The 23,102-nt window shown below is 64.0% G+C and carries 20 protein-coding genes; 19 read left to right on the plus strand and 1 reads right to left on the minus strand.

Annotated elements, in window-relative coordinates; all coding sequences use genetic code 11:
* Positions 1-25: 25 nt before the first annotated feature.
* From bamA to ispD, 14 genes are all read left to right on the plus strand, one after another.
* The gene (bamA, locus tag ACSMEV_RS08820) at positions 26-2,398 is read left to right on the plus strand and encodes an outer membrane protein assembly factor BamA (RefSeq protein WP_459208067.1); all 2,373 of its coding nucleotides are present in this window, start codon (positions 26-28) and stop codon (positions 2,396-2,398) included.
* Positions 2,399-2,442: 44 nt separating this feature from the next.
* Positions 2,443-2,946, plus strand: a complete 504-nt coding sequence (locus ACSMEV_RS08825; protein WP_296264912.1) for an OmpH/Skp family outer membrane protein — start codon at positions 2,443-2,445, stop codon at positions 2,944-2,946.
* 1 nt (position 2,947) lies between these two features.
* The gene (lpxD, locus tag ACSMEV_RS08830) at positions 2,948-4,003 is read left to right on the plus strand and encodes a UDP-3-O-(3-hydroxymyristoyl)glucosamine N-acyltransferase (protein ID WP_459208068.1); all 1,056 of its coding nucleotides are present in this window, start codon (positions 2,948-2,950) and stop codon (positions 4,001-4,003) included.
* Positions 4,004-4,116: 113 nt separating this feature from the next.
* Positions 4,117-4,557, plus strand: a complete 441-nt coding sequence (fabZ, locus tag ACSMEV_RS08835) for a 3-hydroxyacyl-ACP dehydratase FabZ (RefSeq protein ID WP_296264916.1) — start codon at positions 4,117-4,119, stop codon at positions 4,555-4,557.
* Positions 4,554-5,330, plus strand: a complete 777-nt coding sequence (gene lpxA, locus ACSMEV_RS08840; protein WP_296264918.1) for an acyl-ACP--UDP-N-acetylglucosamine O-acyltransferase — start codon at positions 4,554-4,556, stop codon at positions 5,328-5,330. The genes fabZ and lpxA overlap by 4 nt, the downstream gene beginning before the upstream one ends.
* A 1-nt stretch (position 5,331) precedes the next feature.
* Positions 5,332-6,459 (plus strand): lipid-A-disaccharide synthase, encoded by a 1,128-nt coding sequence (lpxB, locus tag ACSMEV_RS08845; protein ID WP_459208069.1) that lies wholly within the window; start codon positions 5,332-5,334, stop codon positions 6,457-6,459.
* The gene (rnhB, locus tag ACSMEV_RS08850; protein WP_459208070.1) at positions 6,459-7,082 is read left to right on the plus strand and encodes a ribonuclease HII; all 624 of its coding nucleotides are present in this window, start codon (positions 6,459-6,461) and stop codon (positions 7,080-7,082) included. The genes lpxB and rnhB overlap by 1 nt, the downstream gene beginning before the upstream one ends.
* Positions 7,083-7,204: 122 nt before the next feature.
* On the plus strand, positions 7,205-10,729 hold the full coding sequence (gene dnaE / locus ACSMEV_RS08855; RefSeq protein WP_459208071.1) for a DNA polymerase III subunit alpha: 3,525 nt from the start codon (positions 7,205-7,207) through the stop codon (positions 10,727-10,729).
* 105 nt (positions 10,730-10,834) lie between these two features.
* A complete protein-coding gene (locus ACSMEV_RS08860) occupies positions 10,835-11,782 on the plus strand; it encodes an acetyl-CoA carboxylase carboxyltransferase subunit alpha (RefSeq protein WP_459208072.1) in 948 nt (315 codons plus the stop codon).
* Positions 11,783-11,836: 54 nt separating this feature from the next.
* Positions 11,837-13,132: a tRNA lysidine(34) synthetase TilS gene (gene tilS, locus ACSMEV_RS08865; protein WP_459208073.1), complete on the plus strand. Its 1,296-nt coding sequence runs from the start codon at positions 11,837-11,839 to the stop codon at positions 13,130-13,132.
* Between the two features lie 270 nt (positions 13,133-13,402).
* Positions 13,403-15,031 carry a CTP synthase gene (locus ACSMEV_RS08870; protein ID WP_413046472.1) on the plus strand — a complete coding sequence of 543 codons (1,629 nt, stop codon included), beginning with the start codon at positions 13,403-13,405 and terminating at the stop codon, positions 15,029-15,031.
* A 268-nt stretch (positions 15,032-15,299) separates the two neighbouring features.
* Entirely contained in the window at positions 15,300-16,589 is a 1,290-nt protein-coding gene (eno, locus tag ACSMEV_RS08875; RefSeq protein WP_313740866.1) for a phosphopyruvate hydratase, read from the plus strand.
* A 158-nt stretch (positions 16,590-16,747) separates the two neighbouring features.
* Positions 16,748-17,029, plus strand: coding sequence for a cell division protein FtsB (ftsB, locus tag ACSMEV_RS08880; protein ID WP_413046474.1), 282 nt, complete (start codon positions 16,748-16,750; stop codon positions 17,027-17,029).
* On the plus strand, positions 17,026-17,733 hold the full coding sequence (ispD, locus tag ACSMEV_RS08885; protein ID WP_459208074.1) for a 2-C-methyl-D-erythritol 4-phosphate cytidylyltransferase: 708 nt from the start codon (positions 17,026-17,028) through the stop codon (positions 17,731-17,733). The genes ftsB and ispD overlap by 4 nt, the downstream gene beginning before the upstream one ends.
* 12 nt (positions 17,734-17,745) lie before the next feature.
* Here ispD and ACSMEV_RS08890 read toward each other — a convergent pair whose 3' ends face one another.
* Positions 17,746-18,642 carry a LysR family transcriptional regulator gene (locus ACSMEV_RS08890; protein ID WP_459208075.1) on the minus strand — a complete coding sequence of 299 codons (897 nt, stop codon included), beginning with the start codon at positions 18,640-18,642 and terminating at the stop codon, positions 17,746-17,748.
* A gap of 106 nt (positions 18,643-18,748) precedes the next feature.
* Between ACSMEV_RS08890 and ACSMEV_RS08895 the strand changes: the two genes are divergently transcribed.
* The 5 genes from ACSMEV_RS08895 to surE all read left to right on the plus strand — a co-directional run bounded on the left by ACSMEV_RS08895 (position 18,749) and on the right by surE (position 23,068).
* A complete protein-coding gene (locus ACSMEV_RS08895) occupies positions 18,749-19,861 on the plus strand; it encodes an S-(hydroxymethyl)glutathione dehydrogenase/class III alcohol dehydrogenase (protein WP_459208076.1) in 1,113 nt (370 codons plus the stop codon).
* Between the two features lie 8 nt (positions 19,862-19,869).
* Positions 19,870-20,724 (plus strand): S-formylglutathione hydrolase, encoded by an 855-nt coding sequence (gene fghA / locus ACSMEV_RS08900; RefSeq protein ID WP_459208077.1) that lies wholly within the window; start codon positions 19,870-19,872, stop codon positions 20,722-20,724.
* Positions 20,725-20,802: 78 nt separating this feature from the next.
* Positions 20,803-21,276 carry a 2-C-methyl-D-erythritol 2,4-cyclodiphosphate synthase gene (gene ispF, locus ACSMEV_RS08905; protein ID WP_459208078.1) on the plus strand — a complete coding sequence of 158 codons (474 nt, stop codon included), beginning with the start codon at positions 20,803-20,805 and terminating at the stop codon, positions 21,274-21,276.
* Positions 21,273-22,331 (plus strand): tRNA pseudouridine(13) synthase TruD, encoded by a 1,059-nt coding sequence (gene truD / locus ACSMEV_RS08910; RefSeq protein WP_459208079.1) that lies wholly within the window; start codon positions 21,273-21,275, stop codon positions 22,329-22,331. The genes ispF and truD overlap by 4 nt, the downstream gene beginning before the upstream one ends.
* Positions 22,319-23,068 (plus strand): 5'/3'-nucleotidase SurE, encoded by a 750-nt coding sequence (gene surE / locus ACSMEV_RS08915; RefSeq protein ID WP_459208080.1) that lies wholly within the window; start codon positions 22,319-22,321, stop codon positions 23,066-23,068. Before truD ends, surE begins: the two co-directional genes overlap by 13 nt.
* Positions 23,069-23,102 lie beyond the last annotated feature (34 nt).

Raw genomic sequence — 23,102 nt, forward strand, 5'->3', positions numbered from 1 at the left:
ATTGCCAGTTGGAATAAAGGACTTCATGAAACGTCTGCTGCTAACCACGGTGCTCACTGCACTGATGATCACTGAAGTTCACGCCGAGTCCTTCACTATCTCCGATATCCGTGTCAACGGCCTGCAGCGGGTATCCGCCGGCAGCGTGTTCGGCGCACTGCCGCTCAATGTCGGTGATCAGGCTGACGACCGGCGTCTGGTGGATTCCACCCGTTCGCTGTTCAAAACGGGCTTCTTCCAGGACATTCAGCTCGATCGCGACGGCAACGTCCTGATCATCAACGTGGTCGAGCGTCCGTCGGTATCGAGCATCGAGATCGAAGGCAACAAGGCCATCAGCACCGAAGACCTGATGAAGGGCCTCAAGCAGTCGGGCCTGGCCGAAGGCGAAATCTTCCAACGCGCGACCCTCGAAGGCGTGCGTAACGAGCTGCAACGCCAGTATGTCGCCCAGGGCCGCTATTCGGCCGAGGTGGACGCCGAAGTGGTGCCCGAGCCGCGCAACCGCGTCGGCCTGAAGATCAAGATCAACGAAGGCACGGTCGCGGCCATCCAGCACATCAACGTGGTGGGCAACACCGTGTTCGACGACGACGAGCTGAGCAGCCTGTTCGAGCTCAAGACGTCCAACTGGCTGTCGTTCTTCAAGAACGACGACAAGTACGCCCGCGAAAAACTGTCCGGCGACCTGGAACGTCTGCGCTCCTACTACCTGGATCGCGGCTACATCAACATGGACATCGCCTCCACCCAGGTGTCCATCACGCCCGACAAGAAACACGTGTACATCACCGTCAACATCAACGAAGGCGAGAAGTACACCGTTCGCGACGTGAAACTGTCCGGCGATTTGAAAGTGCCTGAAGACCAGGTCAAGTCGCTGCTGCTGGTCCAACCAGGCCAGGTGTTCTCGCGCAAGGTCATGACCAGCACCTCCGAGCTGATCACCCGCCGTCTGGGCAACGAAGGCTATACCTTCGCCAACGTCAACGGCGTGCCACAGGCGCACAACGAAGACCACACCGTCGACATCATGTTCGTCGTCGATCCGGGCAAGCGTGCCTACGTCAACCGCATCAACTACCGCGGCAACACCAAGACCGAAGACGAAGTGCTGCGCCGTGAAATGCGCCAGATGGAAGGCGGCTGGGCTTCGACCTACCTGATCGACCAGTCCAAGACCCGTCTCGAGCGTCTGGGCTTCTTCAAGGACGTCAACGTCGAAACCCCGCCAGTGCCGGGCACCGACGACCAGGTCGACGTCAACTACGCGGTCGAAGAGCAAGCGTCCGGTTCGATCACCGCCAGCGTCGGCTTCGCCCAGAGCGCCGGCCTGATCCTGGGCGGCGCCATCAGCCAGACCAACTTCCTCGGTACCGGTAACAAGGTCTCGGTCGGTCTGACCCGCTCGGAATACCAGACCCGCTACAACTTCGGCTTCGTCGACCCCTACTTCACGCCCGATGGCGTGAGCCTGGGCTACAACGCGTTCTACCGCAGCACCGACTACGACGACCTCGACGTCGACGTGGCGAGCTATGCGGTCGACAGCCTGGGCGCCGGTGTCAGCCTGGGTTACCCGATCAGCGAAACCTCGCGTCTGACCTACGGCCTGACCGTGCAGAAGGACGAGATCAAGACCGGTCGCTATACCGTCGACGAGATCTTCGACTTCCTCGACAAAGAGGGTGAAGACTTCCTCAACTTCAAGGGATCGGTGGGCTGGTCCGAGTCGACCCTCAACAAGGGCGTGCTGGCCACCCGTGGTCACTCGCAAAGCCTGACCCTGGAAACCACGCTTCCTGGCAGCGACCTGTCGTTCTACAAGATCGACTACCGTGGCCAGCTGTTCAAGCCGCTGACGCCTGACTACACCCTGCGCCTGCACACCGAACTGGGCTACGGTGACGGCTTCGGCGGTACTTCGGGCCTGCCGTTCTATGAAAACTACTACGCCGGTGGTTTCAACTCTGTGCGTGGTTTCAAGGACAGCACACTGGGGCCGCGTAGTACGCCGAGTTCCGGTACAAAGCCCGGTACTATCAAAGACCCGGACCAAGATCCGCTTCCATTCGGCGGCAATATCCTGGTGCAAGGCGGCGTAGAACTGCTGTTCCCACTGCCGTTCGTCAAGGACCAGCGCTCGCTGCGTACCTCGGTCTTCTGGGACGTGGGTAACGTATTCGACAGCAACTGCAGTGACAAACCCGCCACAGCTGAACGCGGGAAAGTCGAATGCGCCAAGCTCGGCTTCTCCGACATGGCCAGCTCCGTCGGCTTGGGCGTGACCTGGGTCACCGCATTGGGCCCGCTGAGCTTCAGCCTGGCGATGCCGATCAAGAAGCCCGACGATGCCGACACCCAAGTGTTCCAATTCTCTCTGGGCCAGACCTTCTAAGGTCGGCCCCTGCTCAACGACAACGGTTTATTCAGGAGTGCATCGTGCGTAAGTTGACCCAACTGGCCTTCGTGGCCGCGGCGCTGGTCGCCACCCCCGCTTTCGCCGACATGAAAGTGGCCGTTCTGAACTATCAGATGGCGTTGCTCGAATCCGACGCTGCCAAAAGCTATGCCGTTGACGCCGAGAAGAAGTTCGGCCCGCAACTCAACAAGCTGAAGAGCCTGGAAACCAGCGCCAAGAGCATCCAGGACCGTCTGATCAAGGGCGGCGACAAGATGGCCCAGCCTGAGCGCGAACGTCTGGAGCTCGAGTTCAAGCAAAAAGCCCGCGACTTCCAGTTCCAATCCAAAGAGCTGAACGAAGCCAAAGCCACCACCGACCGCGAGATGCTCAAGAAGCTCAAGCCCAAGCTCGATGGCGCCGTGGAAGAAGTCATCAAGAAGGGTGGTTTCGATCTGGTGCTGGAGCGCGGCGCGGTCATCGATGTCAAACCGCAGTACGACATCACCCGCCAAGTCATCGAGCGCATGAACCAAGCGCGTTGATATGACCCAGACCCTCACGCTCGGCCAGCTGGCCGAAGCGCTCGGAGCCACCGTGAAGGGCTCCGCGGCGCTGCCGATCACCGGGCTTGCCACCTTGCAGGAGGCAGGCCCGCAACAGTTGAGCTTCCTGGCCAACCCGCAGTACCGCAAGTACCTGGAAACGACCCAGGCCGGCGCGGTGCTGCTCAAGGCTGCGGATGCCGAAACCTTCTCCGGCAATGCACTCGTCGTGGCTGATCCGTACCTGGCCTATGCCCGTATCTCGCACTTCTTCGACCCCAAACCCAAGGCTGTGGCGGGTATCCATCCCAGCGCCGTGGTGGCCGACGATGCGCAGGTCGATCCCAGCGCCAGCGTCGGTGCGTTCGCCGTCATCGAAAGTGGCGCGCGTATCGAAGCGGGCGTGAGCATCGGCGCGCATTGTTTCATCGGTGCGCGGTGCACGATCGGCGAGGGTGGTTGGCTGGCACCGCGGGTGACGCTCTACCACGACGTCACCATCGGCAAGCGTGTGGTCATCCAATCGGGCGCGGTGATCGGCGGTGAAGGCTTCGGCTTCGCCAACGAGAAGGGCGTGTGGCGCAAGATCGCTCAGATTGGCGGCGTGACCTTGGGTGACGACGTGGAGATCGGCGTGAACACGGCCGTGGACCGTGGCGCGTTGTCCGATACGCGCATCGACGATGGCGCCAAGCTCGACAACCAGATCCAGATCGCCCACAACGTGCACATCGGTGCGCACACGGCCATGGCGGCCTGCGTAGGCATCTCGGGCAGTACGCGCATCGGCAAGCACTGCACCATCGCGGGGGGTGTGGGCATGGTGGGGCACATCGATGTGTGTGACAACGTGTTCGTCTCCGGCATGACCATGGTGACCCGTTCGATCACCGAACCGGGCGGTTATTCTTCAGGTACGGCAATGCAACCCCTGGCCGATTGGCGCAAGAGCGCTGCGCGGATCCGCCAGCTCGACGACATGGCCAAGCGCTTGCAGCAGCTGGAAAAACGTGTCGATACCGTGACCTCGGAGAGTCAGCCGGCATCAGATGGCTGACGGCAATTTCCTGGCAAGCGTGATTCGTCGCTAGCTGGCTCCTCTTTGGATGGCAAAAGGAGCGTGTGGCCAGCGCCCACGCTCCCTATTCTTATTACAGGCTTCCCCCCGAAATGATGGACATCAACGAGATTCGCGAATACCTGCCTCACCGTTACCCGTTCCTGTTGGTGGACCGGGTCACGGAGCTGGACTATGAGGCCCAGAGCATTCGTGCCTACAAGAATGTCAGCATCAACGAGCCGTTCTTCAATGGCCATTTCCCGGCGCATCCGATCATGCCGGGCGTGCTGATCATCGAGGCCATGGCCCAAGCCGCCGGGATTCTCGGATTCAAGATGCTCGACGCCAAGCCGGCCGACGGCACACTGTACTACTTCGTCGGCTCCGACAAGCTGCGTTTCCGTCAGCCTGTGCTGCCAGGCGACCAGTTGGTCCTGGAAGCCACCTTCCACAGCCGCAAGAGCATGATCTGGAAGTTCAACTGCCGCGCGCTGGTCGACGGCAAGACCGTCTGCTCGGCGGAAATCACCTGCGCGGAACGCTCCCTATGAATTCGATTGATCCACGGGCCATCATCGATCCGTCGGCCAAGTTGGCCGATGGCGTCGAGGTAGGCCCGTGGTCGATCGTCGGCCCCGATGTCGAAGTCGGGGAGGGGACCGTCATCGGTCCGCATGTGGTGCTCAAAGGCCCGACCCGCATCGGCAAGCACAACCGGATCTACCAGTTCTCCTCCATCGGTGAAGACACCCCCGACCTCAAGTACCGGGGCGAACCCACGCGCTTGGTGATCGGCGACCACAACGTCATTCGCGAAGGCGTGACCATTCACCGCGGCACCATTCAGGACCGCGCGGAAACCACCGTAGGCGACCACAACCTGATCATGGCCTATGCCCACATCGGCCACGACAGCGTGATCGGCAGCCACTGCATCCTGGTCAACAACACGGCGCTAGCTGGCCATGTGCACGTGGGCGACTGGGCCATCCTGTCGGGCTTCACCCTGGTGCACCAGTATTGCCATATCGGCGCCCACGCGTTTTCCGGCATGGGCACGGCGATCGGCAAGGACGTCCCAGCGTTCGTCACCGTGTTCGGCAGCCCTGCCGAAGCGCGCAGCATGAACTTCGAAGGCATGCGCCGCCGCGGTTTCAGCGACGAGGTGATCCACTCGCTGCGCCGCGCGTACAAGACCGTCTATCGCCAGGGCCTGACCGTCGACAATGCGGTGGCCGAGCTGGCCGAGCTGGCTGGCAAGCATCCTGAAGTCGAGCTGTTCCGCCAGTCGATCGTGAATTCAGCGCGCGGCATCACTCGCTGATATGGCGCGGCTCTGCATCGCACTGGTGGCCGGCGAGGCCAGCGGTGACATTCTAGGTTCCGGCCTGATGCGCGCCCTCAAGGCCCGCCACCCGGATGTGCGCTTCATCGGCGTCGGCGGCCCCTTGATGGAAGCCGAGGGCATGCAGTCCTACTTCCCCATGGAGCGCCTGGCGGTCATGGGCCTGGTCGAAGTGCTCGGCCGCCTGCGTGAGCTGCTCAAGCGGCGCAAGGATTTGATCGACACGCTGCTTGGCGAACGGCCCGATGTCTTCATCGGCATCGACGCGCCGGACTTCACCCTCAACATCGAACTCAAGCTGCGTCAGGCCGGGATCAAGACCGTGCATTACGTCAGCCCGTCGGTCTGGGCCTGGCGGCAGAAGCGGGTGTTGAAGATTCGCCAGGGCTGCGACCTGATGCTGACCCTGCTGCCGTTCGAGGCGCGTTTCTACGAAGAGCAGGGCGTGCCGGTGCGCTTCGTTGGCCATCCGCTGGCCGATACCATCCCCTTGCAGGCCGATCGCGACGCCGCACGACTGGCGCTGGGCCTCGGCCTTGGGCCTGTGGTGGCGCTGATGCCCGGCAGTCGCGGCGGCGAAGTGGGGCGTTTGGGCGCATTGTTCCTCGAAACCGCCGAGCGTCTGTGCGAGCGACTGCCTGGTGTGCGTTTCGTGCTGCCCTGCGCCAACGCCACTCGCCGCGCGCAGATCGAGCAGATGCTCGAAGGTCGCGACCTGCCGTTGACCCTGCTCGACGGCCAGTCGCATCAGGCCCTGGCCGCCTGCGATGCGGTGCTGATCGCCTCGGGCACCGCCACTCTCGAAGCCTTGCTGTACAAGCGGCCTATGGTAGTGGCCTACCGCCTGGCGCCGCTGACTTACTGGATTCTCAAACGCATGGTCAAGAGCCCCTACGTTTCGCTGCCCAACCTGCTGGCCCAGCGCCTGTTGGTGCCCGAGCTGCTGCAAGACGCGGCGACCAGCGAAGCGCTCGCCGCGACCTTGGCACCCTTGGTTCAGGACGGTTCGGCCCAGACCGAGTTTTTCGACCAGATCCACCGTACCCTGCGTCGCGACGCCTCGAACCAGGCCGCCGACGCGGTACTGGCTTTGCTGGAGACACGTTGATGCAGATGGGCCTGGATTTCAGCCTGGTCGAAGACCTCGTGGCCGGTGTCGATGAAGTGGGCCGCGGGCCGCTGTGCGGCGATGTGGTCACTGCGGCGGTGATCCTCGATCCGTTGCGGCCGATCCTCGGCCTGAACGATTCGAAGAAGCTCACACATGCCAAGCGCCAGGCGCTGTTCGATGAGATCTGCGAAAAAGCCCTGAGCTTCTGCATCGCCCGGGCCGAGGTCGAGGAAATCGACCGGCTCAACATTCTGCACGCTACCTTGCTGGCCATGAAGCGCGCGGTCGAGGGCCTGCACATCACGCCGAAACTGGCGCTGATCGACGGCAACCGCTGCCCGGTACTGACGGTGCCCGCCGCGCCGGTGGTCCAGGGCGACGCCAAGGTGCCGGCCATCGCTGCCGCCTCGATCCTTGCCAAGGTCACCCGCGACCGCGAAATGAGCGTGTTCGAAGGGTTGTACCCGGGCTACGGTATCGGTGCGCACAAGGGCTATCCCACCCCTGTGCACCTCGAGGCCCTGGCCCGCCTGGGGCCGACCCCGATCCACCGGCGCTCCTTCGCGCCCGTGCGTCTGGCCTTCGAGCGGCGCGAGACGAGCTTCAGCACGCTGCTCTAGCCTTCCGTGCCTATCACTGCGCCGGCATCGCCCGGTACGACACGCTCGTCCCCCGGAACGGCATCCGCTTGACCATTACGGTACAATCGCGCCCCTCGTTTCACACTGCCACAGGATCATCAATGCCGGTCTCTTTCGTTCACCTGCGCGTGCATTCCGAATTCTCCCTGGTCGACGGCCTGGTGCGGGTCAAACCGCTGGCCAAGGCCCTGGGTGCGATGGACATGCCGGCCGTGGCGATCACCGACCAGAGCAACATGTGCTCGCTGGTGAAGTTCTACAAAGCGGCGATGGGCGCGGGCATCAAACCGATCTGCGGCGTCGACCTCTGGCTGGCAGGCAGCGAGCCGGACGCGCCGCTGTCGCGCATTTGCCTGCTGGCGATGGACCCGCAGGGCTACCGCAACCTCACCGAGCTGCTCTCGCGCGGTTGGGTGGAAGGGCAGCGCAATGGCCTGGTGATCATCCAACGTGACTGGATTCCACCGGCCAGCGCAGGCCTCATCGCCTTGTCGGCGGCGCGCGAGGGCGACATCGGCATGGCTTTGCTGGCCGGCCGCGAGCAGGAAGCGCAGGCCTTGCTGCAAGACTGGATGCAGATGTTCCCCGAGCGCTTCTACGTGGAGCTGCAACGTACCGGCCGCCCTGGCGACGAAGAGTACGTACATGCCGCCGTCGCCTTGGCCGACCGCCTGGGCGCGCCCTTGGTGGCGACCAACGACGTGCGCTTTCTCAAGCAATCGGACTTCGACGCCCACGAGACCCGCGTCTGCATCGGCGAAGGCTGGACCCTGGACGACCCGCGGCGTCCCCGGCTGTACAGCGATCAGCAGTACCTCAAAAGCGCCGAGGAAATGGCCGAGCTGTTCAGCGATCTGCCCGACGCCCTGGCCAACACCGTGGAGATCGCCAAGCGCTGCAACATCCAGGTGCAACTGGGCAAGGCCTTCCTGCCGGACTTCCCGACCCCCAACGGCATGGGCATCGACGACTACCTTCGCCATGTGTCCTACGAAGGGCTGGAAGAGCGTCTGGCGGTGTTGTGGCCCAAAGACACCACGCCCAACTATGAAGAGAAGCGCCAGGTCTACCTCGACCGCCTGAAGTTCGAGCTGGACATCATCATCCAGATGGGCTTCCCCGGTTACTTCCTGATCGTCATGGACTTCATCAAGTGGGCCAAGAACAACGGCGTACCGGTCGGCCCGGGCCGGGGTTCGGGCGCCGGCTCGCTGGTCGCCTACGTGCTGAAGATCACCGACCTTGATCCGCTGGCCTACGACCTGCTGTTCGAGCGCTTCCTCAACCCCGAACGGGTGTCGATGCCCGACTTCGACGTCGACTTCTGCATGGACGGCCGCGACCGGGTCATCGAATACGTGGCCGACGCCTACGGGCGCAACGCGGTGAGCCAGATCATCACTTTCGGTACCATGGCGGCCAAGGCCGTGGTGCGCGACGTGGCGCGCGTGCAGGGCAAGTCCTACGGCCTGGCCGACCGCCTGTCGAAGATGATTCCCTTCGAAGTCGGCATGACCCTGGCCAAGGCCCACGAACAGGAAGAGATCCTGCGCGACTTCCTCAAGGCCGACGAGGAAGCCCGGGAAATCTGGGACATGGCGCTCAAGCTCGAGGGCGTATGCCGCGGTACCGGCAAACACGCCGGGGGTGTGGTCATCGCGCCGACCAAACTCACCGACTTCTCGCCAGTGGCGTGCGACGAAGAGGGCGGCGGCCTGGTCACCCAGTTCGACAAGGACGATGTCGAGGCCGCCGGCCTGGTCAAGTTCGACTTCCTCGGCCTGCGTACCCTGACCATCATCAAGTGGGCGATGGAGACCATCAACCGCGAGCAGGCCAAGGTCGGCCAGCCCGACCTCAACATCGACTTCATCCCGCTGGACGACCGCAAGACCTACGAGCTGCTGCAAAAGGCCGAGACCACGGCGGTGTTCCAGCTCGAATCGCGCGGCATGAAGGAGCTGATCAAGAAGCTCAAGCCCGACTGCCTGGAAGACCTCATCGCACTGGTGGCGCTGTTCCGTCCGGGGCCGCTGCAATCGGGCATGGTCGACGACTTCATCAACCGCAAGCACGGCCGCGCCGAGCTGGCCTACCCGCACCCCGACTACCAGTACGACGGCTTGCAGCCGGTGCTGGCGCCGACCTACGGCATCATCCTGTACCAGGAACAGGTGATGCAGATCGCCCAGGTGATGGCCGGCTACACCCTTGGCGAGGCCGACATGCTGCGCCGGGCCATGGGCAAGAAGAAGCCCGAGGAGATGGCCAAGCAGCGCGGCGGCTTCGTCGAGGGGTGCGCGAAGAACAACATCGACGCCAACCTGGCGGGCAACATCTTCGACCTGGTGGAGAAATTCGCCGGTTACGGCTTCAACAAATCCCACTCCGCCGCCTACGGCCTGGTGTCCTACCAGACCGCCTGGCTCAAGACGCACTACCCGGCGCCGTTCATGGCCGCAGTGCTCTCGGCGGACATGCACAACACCGACAAGGTGGTGGTGCTGATCGAGGAAGTGCGCAGCATGAAGCTGCGCCTCGACGCGCCCGACGTGAACAGCTCGGACTTCAAGTTCACGGTCAACGACGATGGCCGCATCGTCTATGGCCTGGGCGCGATCAAGGGCGTGGGCGAAGGGCCGGTGGAGGCCATCGTCGAAGCGCGCGCCAGCGGCGGCCCGTTCAAGGACCTGTTCGACTTCTGCGAGCGCGTCGACCTCAAGCGCATCAACAAGCGCACCCTCGACGCCCTGATCCGCAGCGGTGCCCTGGACCGGCTCGGGCCGCATTTCCACGACGAGATCAAGGCGTACCACGCCAGCATCGACAGCAACCGCGCGGTGCTGCTGTCGGCCCTCGAAGAGGCGATCAAGTCGGCCGAGCAGATCGCCCGCACCGAAGAGAGCGGCCATGTCGACCTGTTCGGCGGGCTGTTCGTCGAGCAGGACGCCGATGTCTACGCCAATCACCGCAAGGTGCGCGAGCTGACCCTCAAGGAGCGGCTGCGCGGCGAGAAGGACACGCTCGGCCTGTACCTGACCGGCCACCCGATCGACGAATACGAAAGCGAGATTCGCCGCTTCGCCCGCCAGCGCATCATCGACTTGAAGCCCTCGCGCGAAGTGCAGACCGTGGCCGGGATGATCATCGCCCTGCGCGTGATGAAGAACAAGAAAGGCGACAAGATGGGCTTCGTCACCCTCGACGACCGCTCCGGGCGCATCGAGGCCTCCCTGTTCGCCGACGCCTTCATGGCCGCCCAGGCGCTGTTGCAGACCGACGCCATGGTGGTGATCGAAGGGGAGGTGAGCAACGACGACTTCTCCGGCGGCCTGCGCCTGCGCGTCAAGCAGGTGATGACCATGGAGGATGCACGCACGCGCCTGGCCGAGAGCCTGCGCCTGAAGCTCAGCCATGAGACGCTCAAGGGCGACCGCCTGAACTGGCTGGGCGAGCTGATCACCCGCCACCGCGGGGGTTGCCCCATCACGCTGGAGTACACCGGCAGCGATGCCAAGGCGATGTTGCAATTCGGCGAGCAGTGGCGGATCGACCCGGCGGACGGGCTGATCCAGACCCTGCGTGACCAGTTCGGACGTGAGAACGTCTTTTTGCAATATCGTTGAACCGACCTACTTTAAACTCGACCTCAACGCGCCTGATCCCGTAAGGTATGGCGCCAAACGGATCAACCGGCCGGCCGCCTGGCCGTAGACCCAAGACGGATGCTTATGAACCCGAATTTCCTTGATTTCGAACAGCCGATTGCCGACCTGCAAGCCAAGATCGAAGGCCTGCGCCTGGTTGGCAACGACAATTCGCTGAACATCAGCGATGAAATTGCCCGTCTGGAAGACAAGAGCAACAGCCTCACCGAAAGCATCTTCGGCAATCTGACCAGCTGGCAGATCGCGCGCCTGGCGCGCCATCCGCGTCGTCCCTACACCCTCGACTACCTGCAGCACATCTTCACCGAGTTCGAAGAGCTGCACGGCGACCGCCACTTCTCCGACGATGCCGCCATCGTCGGCGGCACCGCGCGCCTGGACGGCAAGCCGGTCATGGTCATCGGCCACCAGAAAGGCCGCGAAGTGCGCGAAAAGGTGCGCCGCAACTTCGGCATGCCGCGCCCCGAGGGCTACCGCAAGGCCTGCCGCCTGATGGAGATGGCCGAGCGCTTCAAGATGCCGATCCTCACCTTCATCGACACCCCGGGCGCCTATCCTGGCATCGATGCCGAAGAGCGCAACCAGAGCGAAGCGATCGCCTGGAACCTGCGGGTCATGGCGCGCCTGAAAACGCCGATCATCGCCACCGTCATCGGTGAAGGCGGTTCTGGCGGCGCGCTGGCCATCGGCGTGTGCGACCAGCTGAACATGCTGCAGTACTCCACCTATTCGGTGATCTCGCCGGAAGGTTGCGCCTCGATCCTGTGGAAAACCGCCGAGAAGGCGGCCGATGCAGCCGAGGCCATGGGCATCACCGCCGAGCGCCTGAAAAGCCTGAACATCGTCGACAAGGTCATCGGCGAGCCACTGGGCGGTGCCCACCGCGATCCGGCGAAAATGGCCGAAAGCGTGCGCGAAAGCCTGGTCGAGCAACTCGACCATCTCTCCACGTTCGACAACGATGCACTGCTTGCGCGCCGTTACGAGCGCCTGATGAGCTACGGTCTGTAAGACCCATCGCCGGAGCATGGCGCCTACGCGTGCCATGTTCCGCAGGCAGGCTGCATGCCCGAACTCACGTCCTTCCTTCGCCCCTGGCTGAACGCCCCCCGCTGGTACGTCGCCTTTTCTGGCGGTCTCGATTCCACCGTTCTCTTGCACGCATTGCATGCCTACGGGCAGCGCCATGGTGCGCCGCCATTGTGCGCGGTGCATGTGCACCATGGCCTGCAAGCGGCGGCCGATGCCTGGCCCAACCACTGCCAACGCGTATGCGATCGGTTGGGTATCGAACTACGGGTCGTCCGGGTTCAGGTCGAAGCGGGCGCCAGCCTCGAACAGGCGGCGCGCACCGCGCGCTACGCAGCGTTCGTCGAGGTGCTGGAAGAGGGTGCGGTGCTGTTCACCGGCCAGCACCGCGACGATCAGGCCGAAACCCTGCTCCTGCGTCTGCTCAGGGGCGCCGGCGTGCGCGGCTTGACCGCCATGCCGGCGGCGCGCAGGTTGGGCCGCGGGCACCTGGTGCGACCTTTGCTCGAATGCTCCCGCGAAGGCTTGCGCGACCATGCCGAGCAAGCGGGCCTGGTGTGGATCGAAGACCCTTCCAATGACGATGTGCGCTTTGCGCGTAATTATCTGCGTGGCGAGGTGCTGCCCGTGCTGCGCCAGCGTTGGCCGCAGGTCGGGCTGAGCCTGGCGCGCAGCGCAGCGCATCTGGGGGAGGCCCAGGATCTGCTCGACGAGCTGGCGCGGGATGATGTGCAGACGGCAGCGGCGGGGCAGGCCTGCGCCTGGTCGGGCGTCGACTCCTTGAGCCTGCAAGCGCTCAAGGACCTGTCGCCCGCCCGCCAGCGCAATGCGTTGCAGTACTGGCTCGCGCCGCGCACGCGCCTTCCCGATACGCGTCACTGGGCAGGCTGGGAGGCGCTGCGCGATGCGGCCGTCGATGCGCAGCCGGTCTGGCGTCTCACCGACGGGCAGCTGCTGCGCAGTCAAGGCCGCCTGTGGTGGTTGCAGGGCAGTTGGCTGCGGTCCCCACAGGCTGGGCTGGGCTGGCCGAATCCCGACGTGGCGCTGATGTTGCCCGACAACGGTCGGCTGCAACTGCTCGGTACGCCGCCGGGCGGCGCGTTGCGCGTCGAGTATCGCCAAGGCGGAGAAATGCTCGAAGTGCCCGGCCGCGGCCGGCGCGACCTCAAGCGCCTGCTCAACGAGCATCGGGTACCGACCTTCATCCGCCAACGCCTGCCGCTGGTATGGCAGGGCGACCGGCTGCTGGCGGTGGCCAACCTGCCCGAGCTTGCAGGGGCGGCCGTGCAAGCCCAGTGGACGCCACCGGACAGCGCGCAGGATTTGAGCTGATCTGGACATTCCGGTAGACTACCCTCCCTTCTTGATACAACTTCTGCGCTTTGTCCGAAAACGCAGCGGTTGCCGATTACCAAGCAGTTTTTTGCTGGGCTGAATTTCTGAAAATGACAAGCGAGCTCCATGCCGGGACCACCCCGGTCTGTACAGACGCGGCAGTTTTTCGAGATGCACTGTGATTGACGCAGGTGATCGGGGGCTTCGGCCTTCCTTCGCTTTCTCCGGCGGCGCTAGCCGCTTTAACGCAGACTTCTAGGGTTTTTCATGACGCGCTACATATTCGTCACGGGCGGTGTTGTTTCTTCATTGGGGAAAGGCATTGCCTCGGCTTCCCTGGCGGCCATCCTGGAAGCGCGGGGCCTGAAGGTCACCATGCTCAAGCTGGACCCGTACATCAACGTCGATCCGGGCACCATGAGCCCGTTCCAGCATGGTGAAGTGTTCGTCACCCAAGACGGTGCCGAAACCGACCTCGACCTGGGCCACTACGAGCGGTTCATCCGCACCACCATGACCCAGAACAACAACTTCACCACCGGCCGTGTCTATGAACACGTGCTGCGCAAAGAGCGCCGTGGTGACTACCTGGGCGCGACCATCCAGGTCATTCCGCACATCACCGACGAGATCAAGCGCCGCATCATCAAGGGTGCCGGCGATGCCGACGTGGCCCTGGTGGAAATCGGCGGTACGGTCGGCGACATCGAGTCGCAACCGTTCCTCGAGGCCATCCGCCAGCTGCGTGTGGAGGTCGGCTCCAAACGCGCCATGCTGATGCACCTGACCCTGGTCCCGTACATCGCCACCGCAGGCGAAACCAAGACCAAGCCTACTCAGCACTCGGTCAAGGAACTGCGCTCCATCGGTCTGCAGCCCGACGTGCTGATCTGCCGCTCCGACCACCCGGTCGACGCCTCGTCGCGGCGCAAGATCGCCCTGTTCACCAACGTCGAAGAACGTGCGGTGATTTCCCTGGAAGACGTCGACACCATCTACAAGATCCCAGGCGTGCTGCATGCCCAGGGCCTGGACGACTTCGTCACCGAGCGCTTCGGTCTGCAATGCGACAGCGCCGACCTGTCCGAGTGGGACCAGGTGGTCGACGCCAAGCTCAACCCCGAGCATGAAGTCACCATTGCCATGGTCGGCAAGTACATGGAACTGCTCGATGCCTACAAGTCGCTGATCGAAGCGATGAGCCACGCCGGCATCCAGAACCGCACCAAGGTCAACCTGCGCTACATCGATTCCGAAGACATCGAGAATCAGGGCACCAGCCTGCTCGAAGGCGCCGACGCCATCCTGGTACCGGGCGGCTTCGGTTTGCGCGGTGTGGAAGGCAAGATCCAGGCGGTGCAGTTCGCCCGCGAAAACAAGGTTCCCTACCTGGGCATCTGCCTGGGCATGCAAGTGGCGGTGATCGAGTTCGCCCGTAACGTGATGGGCTGGACCGACGCCAACTCCACCGAGTTCGACCGCAACAGCGTGCACCCGGTCGTGGGCCTGATCACCGAGTGGTCGGACAACACCGGCGCCGTGGAAACCCGTACCGAAGCCTCCGACCTGGGCGGCACCATGCGCCTGGGCGCGCAGGAATGCCAGCTGGTTGGCAACTCCAAAGTGCACGACTGCTACGGCCAAGACGTGATCGTCGAGCGCCACCGCCACCGTTACGAAGTCAACAACGTGCTGCTGCCACAGATGATCGATGCCGGTTTGCAGGTGTCCGGTCGCTCGGGCGACGGTGCGCTGGTGGAAGTGGTCGAGTCCAAGGACCACCCTTGGTTCGTCGCCTGCCAGTTCCACCCGGAGTTCACCTCCACCCCGCGTGACGGTCACCCGCTGTTCAGCGGTTTCGTCAAGGCGGCTCTGGCACAGAAGCAAAAGGCCTGAACGGCCCGTACGTCGCTCGTCCATCGCTCTAGCGGCGGATGGGCGACGTTTCTTACGCCGCCGTTGCTCGATGGCGCAGGTAGCTGAAAAGTTTTCTGACGGTAGAAGCCGCATGATGCCGGTTTCTCCGGTAAAGTACCGCCCGTTCGCCCACTGACCCTGAAGTCAGCGGGCAGCGGTCGTCAGGCCTGCCGCCCCATCCCTGCCTGGCCCGCAGCCGAATTTCCCTAGTTGCGTCGTTTTCGTCAATTCTGGAGTGCTTACAACAATGGCAAATATCGTCGACATCAAAGGTCGTGAAGTTCTCGATTCCCGTGGCAACCCCACCGTGGAAGCCGACGTACTGCTCGACAACGGCATCATCGGCAGCGCTTGCGCGCCGTCCGGTGCTTCCACCGGCTCGCGCGAAGCGCTCGAGCTGCGCGATGGCGACAAGAGCCGTTACCTGGGCAAGGGTGTGCTGAAGGCCGTCGCCAACATCAACGGCCCGATCCGCGACCTGCTGCTGGGCAAAGACCCATCGGACCAGAAAGCGCTGGACCGCGCCATGATCGAACTGGACGGTACCGAGAACAAGGCCAAGCTGGGCGCCAACGCCATCCTGGCGGTGTCCCTGGCCGCAGCCAAGGCAGCCGCCCAAGATCAGGACCTGCCGCTGTACGCGCATATCGCCAACCTCAATGGCACCCCAGGCCAGTACTCCATGCCCGTGCCGATGATGAACATCATCAATGGCGGCGAGCACGCCGACAACAACGTCGACATTCAAGAGTTCATGGTCCAGCCGGTCGGCGCCAAGACCTTCTCCGACGGTCTGCGCATGGGCACCGAGATCTTCCATCACCTCAAAGCCGTACTCAAGGCCCGTGGCCTGAACACCGCCGTGGGCGACGAGGGTGGCTTCGCGCCTAACCTGGCTTCCAACGAAGACGCCCTGGGCGCCATCGCCGAAGCCGTGGAAAAGGCCGGCTACAAACTGGGGACCGACGTGACCCTGGCCCTGGACTGCGCCGCTTCCGAGTTCTATGAAGACGGCAAGTACAACCTGTCCGGTGAAGGCAAGTCGTTCGACGCCGAAGGCTTCGCCGACTACCTCAAAGGCCTGACCGAGCGCTTCCCGATCATCTCCATCGAAGATGGCCTGGACGAGTCCGACTGGGCAGGCTGGAAGATCCTCACCGACAAGATCGGCGAGAAGGTCCAGCTGGTCGGCGACGACCTGTTCGTGACCAACACCAAGATCCTCAAGGAAGGCATCGACAAGGGCATCGGTAACTCGATCCTGATCAAGTTCAACCAGATCGGCTCGCTCACCGAAACCCTGGAAGCCATCCAGATGGCCAAGGAAGCCGGCTACACCGCGGTGATCTCGCACCGCTCCGGTGAAACCGAAGACTCCACCATCGCCGACCTGGCCGTTGGTACCGCTGCGGGCCAGATCAAGACCGGCTCGCTGTGCCGTTCCGACCGCGTCTCCAAGTACAACCAACTGCTGCGCATCGAAGAGCAGCTGGGTGCCAAGGCCGTCTACCGGGGCCGCGACGAGTTTCGCGGCTGATTCGGAGATGGTAAAAAGGCAGCGCCTGAAACTGCCTGAGCGGTGTCGTTGAACCGGTCAGGTGTTTCCAAGGTCTCTGTCGACGGAGCCTGGCCTCGGCCAGGCTTCGTGCTATGTGGGCCACGCGTCTGCTGCCCTTCACACCCCTGGATATCCTGATGCGCAGTCCTTATTGGTTGTTCCTCGTTCTGCTCCTGCTGCTGGCCGGCCTGCAGTACCGCCTGTGGGTGGGCAACGGCAGCCTGGCGCAAGTGGCCGAGCTCAAGCAGCAAATTGACGACCAGCATGTCGAAAACGAGCGTTTGCTGGAGCGCAACCGTGTGCTCTATGCCGAAGTACTGGAGTTGAAAAAAGGTATGGAAACCGTCGAGGAGCGCGCCCGGCACGAGCTGGGCATGGTCAAGGAAGGCGAAACCCTCTACCAACTGCCGCAGAAATGAGTAGGCCTTTGCCCGCATTCTGGGCCGTGCTGCCCGCCGCCGGGGTCGGTGCGCGCATGGCGGCCGACCGGCCCAAGCAATACCTGGCGCTGGGTGGCAAGACCCTCATCGAACACGCGTTGGACTGTTTTCTCGACCACCCCCAGCTCAAGGGCGTAGCGGTCAGCCTGGCCGAGCACGACCCGTACTGGCCAGGGCTGCCTTGCGCCAGCGATCCGCGCATTCAGCGTGCGCCCGGTGGCCGCGAGCGTGCCGACTCGGTGCTCAATGCCTTGCTGCACCTGCATGCGCAAGGGGCATCGGATGACGACTGGGTGCTGGTGCACGATGCGGCGCGGCCCAACCTGGCCAGGGCAGACCTGGACAAGCTGCTGAGCGAGCTGAACGACGACCCGGTCGGCGGTCTGCTGGCGGTGCCCGCCAAAGACACGCTCAAACGCGTTGGCGCCGATGGCCGGGTCGCGGCAACGGTGGACCGCAGCACCATCTGGTTGGCCTACACCCCGCAGATGTTTCGTCTGGGCGCCTTGCACCGTGCGCTCGCCGAGTGCCAAGTGGCCGACGTCGTAGTCACCGACGAAGCGTCCGCCATGGAGTGGGCCGGCCAGGCGCCGCGCCTGATCGAAGGGCGCGGCGACAATATCAAGGTCACCCGCCCCGAAGACCTCGAATGGCTGCGCCAACGCTGGGCCAACCGCGGCTGAATTGGCGCCTGCTCACGCCTGGCAATACTCCGGCCGCTTGGCCAGTTCTTCCTTGAGATAGTCCACCAGCCGCCGCACCTTGGGCGACAGGTGGCGCTGCTGTGGGTACAGCGCCCACACTGCCGTGTTGGGCGGCTGATGAGCGTCGAGCAGCGATACCAAGGCGCCGCTGCGCAAATGCTCGAGCACGTAGTAGTCCGGCAACTGACTCAAACCCATACCTTGCAGCGCTGCGTCCAACACCGCCTGGCCGCTGTTGCAACGCCAGTTGCCCTGCACCCGCTGGCTCAACTCACGGCCGTCCTGTTGCAGGCTCCAGATGTCGGAACTGCCGATCAGGCAGTTGTGCCGTGCCAGTTCCGACAGGCTGTGCGGCCTGCCGTAGCGTTCCAGGTAGGCAGGTGAGGCGCAGACGTACATGCGCCGCGGCGCCAGGCGGCTGGCCACCAGCCGCGAGTCCTGCAAGCGGCCCAGGCGGATCGCCAGGTCCATGCCTTCGTGCAGCAGGTCGAGGGTGCTGTTGCTCAACTCCACTTGCAGGCGCAGCTGCGGATAGAGCGCCATGAACCGGGTCACCAATGGCACGATGAAGCGCTCGCCGTAGGCCACTGCGCAGGTCATGCGCAAAAGGCCCTTCGGCTCGCTGGACAAGTCGCCCATGGCGCGCAACGCCTCTTCGCGGCCGTCTTGCAGGCGCTGGCAGTGGTGCAGAAAGGTCTGCCCGGCTTCACTCAAAGTCACCCGGCGTGTGCTGCGGTACAACAGGCGCGTCTGCAAACGCTCTTCCAGGCGCGCGATCTGCCGGCTGATGTGCGACGAAGAAACGCCCAGGCGCTCGGCCGCCGCAGTGAACTGCCCGTGCTCGGCCACCGCCACGAATTCATCGATGCCTTCCCAGCGACTGCTCATGATTGTCCCTGTCCGGCAATAATGTTTTGACAAGAGCGGGATTATTCATCAAAAGCCGGTTAATTACACTGCCTCTAGATCGACCCTTTCCTACAGGAGACCTTTGATGATCAAGTCCCGTGCCGCCGTTGCCTTCGAGGCCAAGAAACCCCTGGAGATCGTCGAAGTCGACGTGGTCATGCCCAAGGCGGGCGAAGTGTTGTTGCGCGTCGTGGCCAGCGGCGTCTGCCACACCGATGCCTACACCCTGTCGGGCGCCGACCCGGAAGGCATCTTCCCGTCCATCCTCGGTCATGAAGGTGGGGCCATCGTCGAGGCAGTGGGCGAGGGCGTGACCTCGGTCGCGGTGGGCGACCACGTGATCCCGCTGTACACGCCCGAGTGTGGCCAGTGCAAATTCTGCCGCTCGGGCAAGACCAACCTCTGCCAAGCCATTCGCGCCACCCAAGGCAAGGGCCTGATGCCCGACGGCACCACGCGCTTCTCGTACAAAGGCCAGCAGCTGTTCCACTACATGGGTACCTCGACCTTCTCCGAATACACCGTGCTGCCGGAAATTTCCGTGGCCAAGATCCAGAAGGAGGCGCCGCTGGAAAAGGTCTGCCTGCTCGGCTGTGGCGTGACCACCGGTATCGGCGCGGTGCTCAACACCGCCAAGGTCCAACCCGGTGACACCGTGGCCGTATTCGGTCTGGGCGGCATCGGCCTGTCGGCGATCATCGGTGCGGTCAAGGCCAAGGCTTCGCGCATCATCGCCATCGACATCAACCCGGCCAAGTTCGAGATCGCCAAGCAGCTCGGCGCCACCGACTGCATCAACCCCAAGGAATACGACCGCCCGATCCAGGAGGTCATCGTCGACCTCACCGACGGTGGCGTGGACTACTCCTTCGAATGCATCGGCAACGTGCAACTGATGCGTGCGGCACTGGAATGCTGCCACAAGGGCTGGGGCGAGTCGGTGATCATCGGAGTGGCCGGCGCCGGTCAGGAAATCGCCACCCGTCCGTTCCAGCTGGTCACCGGGCGCGTCTGGCGCGGGTCGGCCTTCGGTGGCGTACGTGGCCGCAGCGAGTTGCCGAGCTATGTGGAAATGTCGGAAAAGGGCGAAATTCCGCTGGATACCTTCATCACCCACACCATGGGGCTGGAAGACATCAACAAGGCTTTCGACCTGATGCACGAAGGCAAAAGCATCCGCAGCGTGATCCACTTCTGAGGTTGGCCATGAGCCTGGAAAACATCTCCTGTCAGAAAAGCTTCGGCGGTTGGCACAAGCGCTACCGGCACAGCTCCAAGGTGCTGGGCTGCGACATGGTGTTCGCCGTGTATTTGCCGCCACAGGCCGAACAGGGCGAAAAGCTGCCGGTGCTGTACTGGCTGAGCGGCCTGACCTGCACCGACGAGAACTTCATGCAGAAGGCCGGCGCCCAGCGCCTGGCCGCCGAGCTGGGGTTGATCATCGTCGCGCCCGACACCAGCCCCCGTGGCGACCAGGTACCGGGCGACCCGGACAATGCCTGGGACTTCGGCAAGGGTGCCGGCTTCTACGTCAACGCCACCCAGCAACCCTGGGCGCAGCACTACCGCATGCACGACTACGTGGTGGACGAACTGCCGGCGTTGATCGAGGCGCATTTCCCCGCTTCCGAGCAGCGCAGCATCAGCGGCCATTCCATGGGCGGGCACGGTGCGCTGGTCTGTGCCCTGCGCAACCCTGGGCGCTACCGGTCGGTGTCGGCCTTCTCGCCGATCAGCAATCCCATGGATTGCCCGTGGGGCGAAAAAGCGCTGTCGCGTTATCTGGGCGAAGACCGTGCGCGCTGGCGCGAGTGGGATGCCAGCGTGCTGCTCGCGTCCACCCCGGCGGGGCAGTGCCCGCCGTTGCTGGTCGATCAGGGCGATCGCGACGATTTCCTCGACAACCAATTGAAACCGCACGCGCTGGAGCAGGCCGCGCGTAAAGGGGGGCATGCGCTGACCCTGCGTCTGCAACCGGGTTACGACCACAGCTACTTCTTCATCGCAAGCTTCATCGACGAGCATTTGCGCCATCACGCCGTGGCCTTGGGCCGCGTCTGAGGTTGCGCGCGGGCCGTCGCCCACCCCCGCCGTAAAGCGGGTAGAATCACGCCCTGATTTTTTTCGGGGCGTTTTTCTATGCGTATTGGCCATGGCTACGATGTGCACCGTTTCACCGATGGCGATTTCATCACCCTGGGTGGGGTGCGCATCGCCCACACCCGCGGCCTGCTGGCCCACTCCGACGGCGACGTGGTATTGCATGCCTTGAGCGATGCGCTGCTCGGCGCCGCGGCCCTGGGCGATATCGGCAAGCATTTCCCGGACACCGACCCGCAGTTCAAGGGCGCCGACAGCCGCGTGCTGTTGCGCCACGTAGTCGGCATCGTCCGGGCCAAGGGCTGGAAGGTCGGCAACGTCGACGCCACCATCGTCGCCCAGGCGCCGAAGATGGCGCCGCACATCCAGCACATGCGCGAATGCATCGCCCAGGACCTGCAGGTCGAGCTCGACCAGGTCAACGTCAAGGCCACCACCACCGAAAAGCTCGGTTTCACCGGGCGCGAGGAGGGCATCGCGGTTCACGCGGTCGCCTTGTTGCTGTCGGCATGAACGAACAGCGACTGCTCGGCCCCCGCGCATCGGGCGCCGCTTTGGGCAGCGCCGTGCTCAAGGCAGTGGCCGAAGACTTCCAGGTCGACGAAGTGCTCGACATTCCGCTTTCGGGACAGGGCGAACACCTCTGGCTGTGGGTGGAAAAGCGCGACCTCAACACCGAGGAGGCAGCCCGACGCCTGGCCCGGGCCGCAGGTGTGCCGCTACGCGCGATCAGCTATGCCGGGCTCAAGGATCGCCAGGCGCTAACCCGCCAATGGTTCAGCCTGCACCTGCCGGGCAAGGCCGACCCCGACCTGTCGCGTGCCGAGGACTCGACCTTGCGCATTCTCGAGCGCACTCGTCACCAGCGTAAGCTGCAACGCGGCGCCCATGCCGCCAACGGGTTCACCCTGCGCCTGACCCAACTGAGCGCCGATCGCTCGGCGCTCGATGCGCGCCTGGAGCGGCTCAAGGCCGAGGGTGTGCCGAACTATTTCGGCGCGCAGCGCTTCGGCTTCGACGGCGGCAACGTGCATGACGCGCTCGACTGGGCGCAGCGCCAGGCCTTGCCCGAGCAGCGCAATGTTCGTTCGCGGCTGCTGTCGGCGGGCCGCAGCTACCTGTTCAACCAGGTATTGGCCGCGCGCGTGGCCGACGGCACCTGGCAGCGCGCGCAGGTCGGCGACTTGCTGGCGTTCACCGACAGCCGCAGCTTTTTCGCCGCCAGCGAGGCCGAGTGCAGCGATCCGCGCTTGGCCATCCTCGACCTGCACCCCACCGGTGCGCTGTGGGGGGAGGGCCCATCTCCCGCAAGCGGTGCGCCGGGCGAACTGGAAAACGCCGTCGGCGCGCAGCACCAGGCGCTCTGCCAGTGGCTGGCGCGTGCGGGCATGGAACACGAACGGCGCATTCTGCGACTCCCTATCGGGCGCCTGACGTGGCATTATCCCGAGCCTGATACCCTGCAAATGGAATTCGTCCTGCCGGCCGGATGCTTCGCCACCGTGGTGGTTCGCGAACTCGTTGATCTGGCGCCGGCAGGGCAGACGGACAGCCCATGCGTATTCTGATTTCGAACGATGACGGTGTAACGGCACCCGGTCTCGCGGCGCTGCACGCCGCGCTGGCGGACTATGCCGAGTGCTCGGTCATCGCCCCTGAGCAAGACAAGAGCGGCGCTGGCAGCTCGCTGACCCTCGACCGGCCTCTGCATCCGCAGCGGCTGGGCAACGGCTTCATCAGCGTCAACGGTACGCCCACCGACTGCGTACACCTGGGCATCAACGGCATGCTCGCCGAAACGCCCGACATGGTCGTTTCGGGCATCAACCTGGGCGCCAACCTGGGTGATGACGTGCTCTATTCGGGCACGGTGGCCGCGGCTTTCGAGGGGCGTTTCCTGGGTGGTACGTCGCTGGCGTTTTCATTGCTCTCGCGGCTGCCCGACAACCTGCCTACCGCAGCCCACGTCGCCCGGCGCCTGGTCGAGGCGCAGGCGCGCCTGAGCCTGCCGCCACGCACGGTGCTCAACGTCAACATTCCCAACCTGCCGCTGGCGCACATCCGCGGCATCCGCCTGACCCGCCTGGGCCACCGCGCCCGCGCCGCAGTGCCGACCAAGGTGGTCAACCCTCGCGGCAAGGAAGGCTATTGGATCGCCGCAGTGGGCGATGCCGAAGATGGCGGCCTCGGCACCGATTTCCACGCAGTGATGCAGGGCTACGTATCGATCACCCCGCTGCGCCTGGACCGTACCTTCAACGAAGCCTTCGAGCAGTTGGATGGTTGGTTGGAGGGCGTGCTCTGATGCGCGAGCAGGACGATTTGATGCGCCGAGGCAT

The organism is Pseudomonas sp. MLB6B (genome assembly GCF_054508135.1).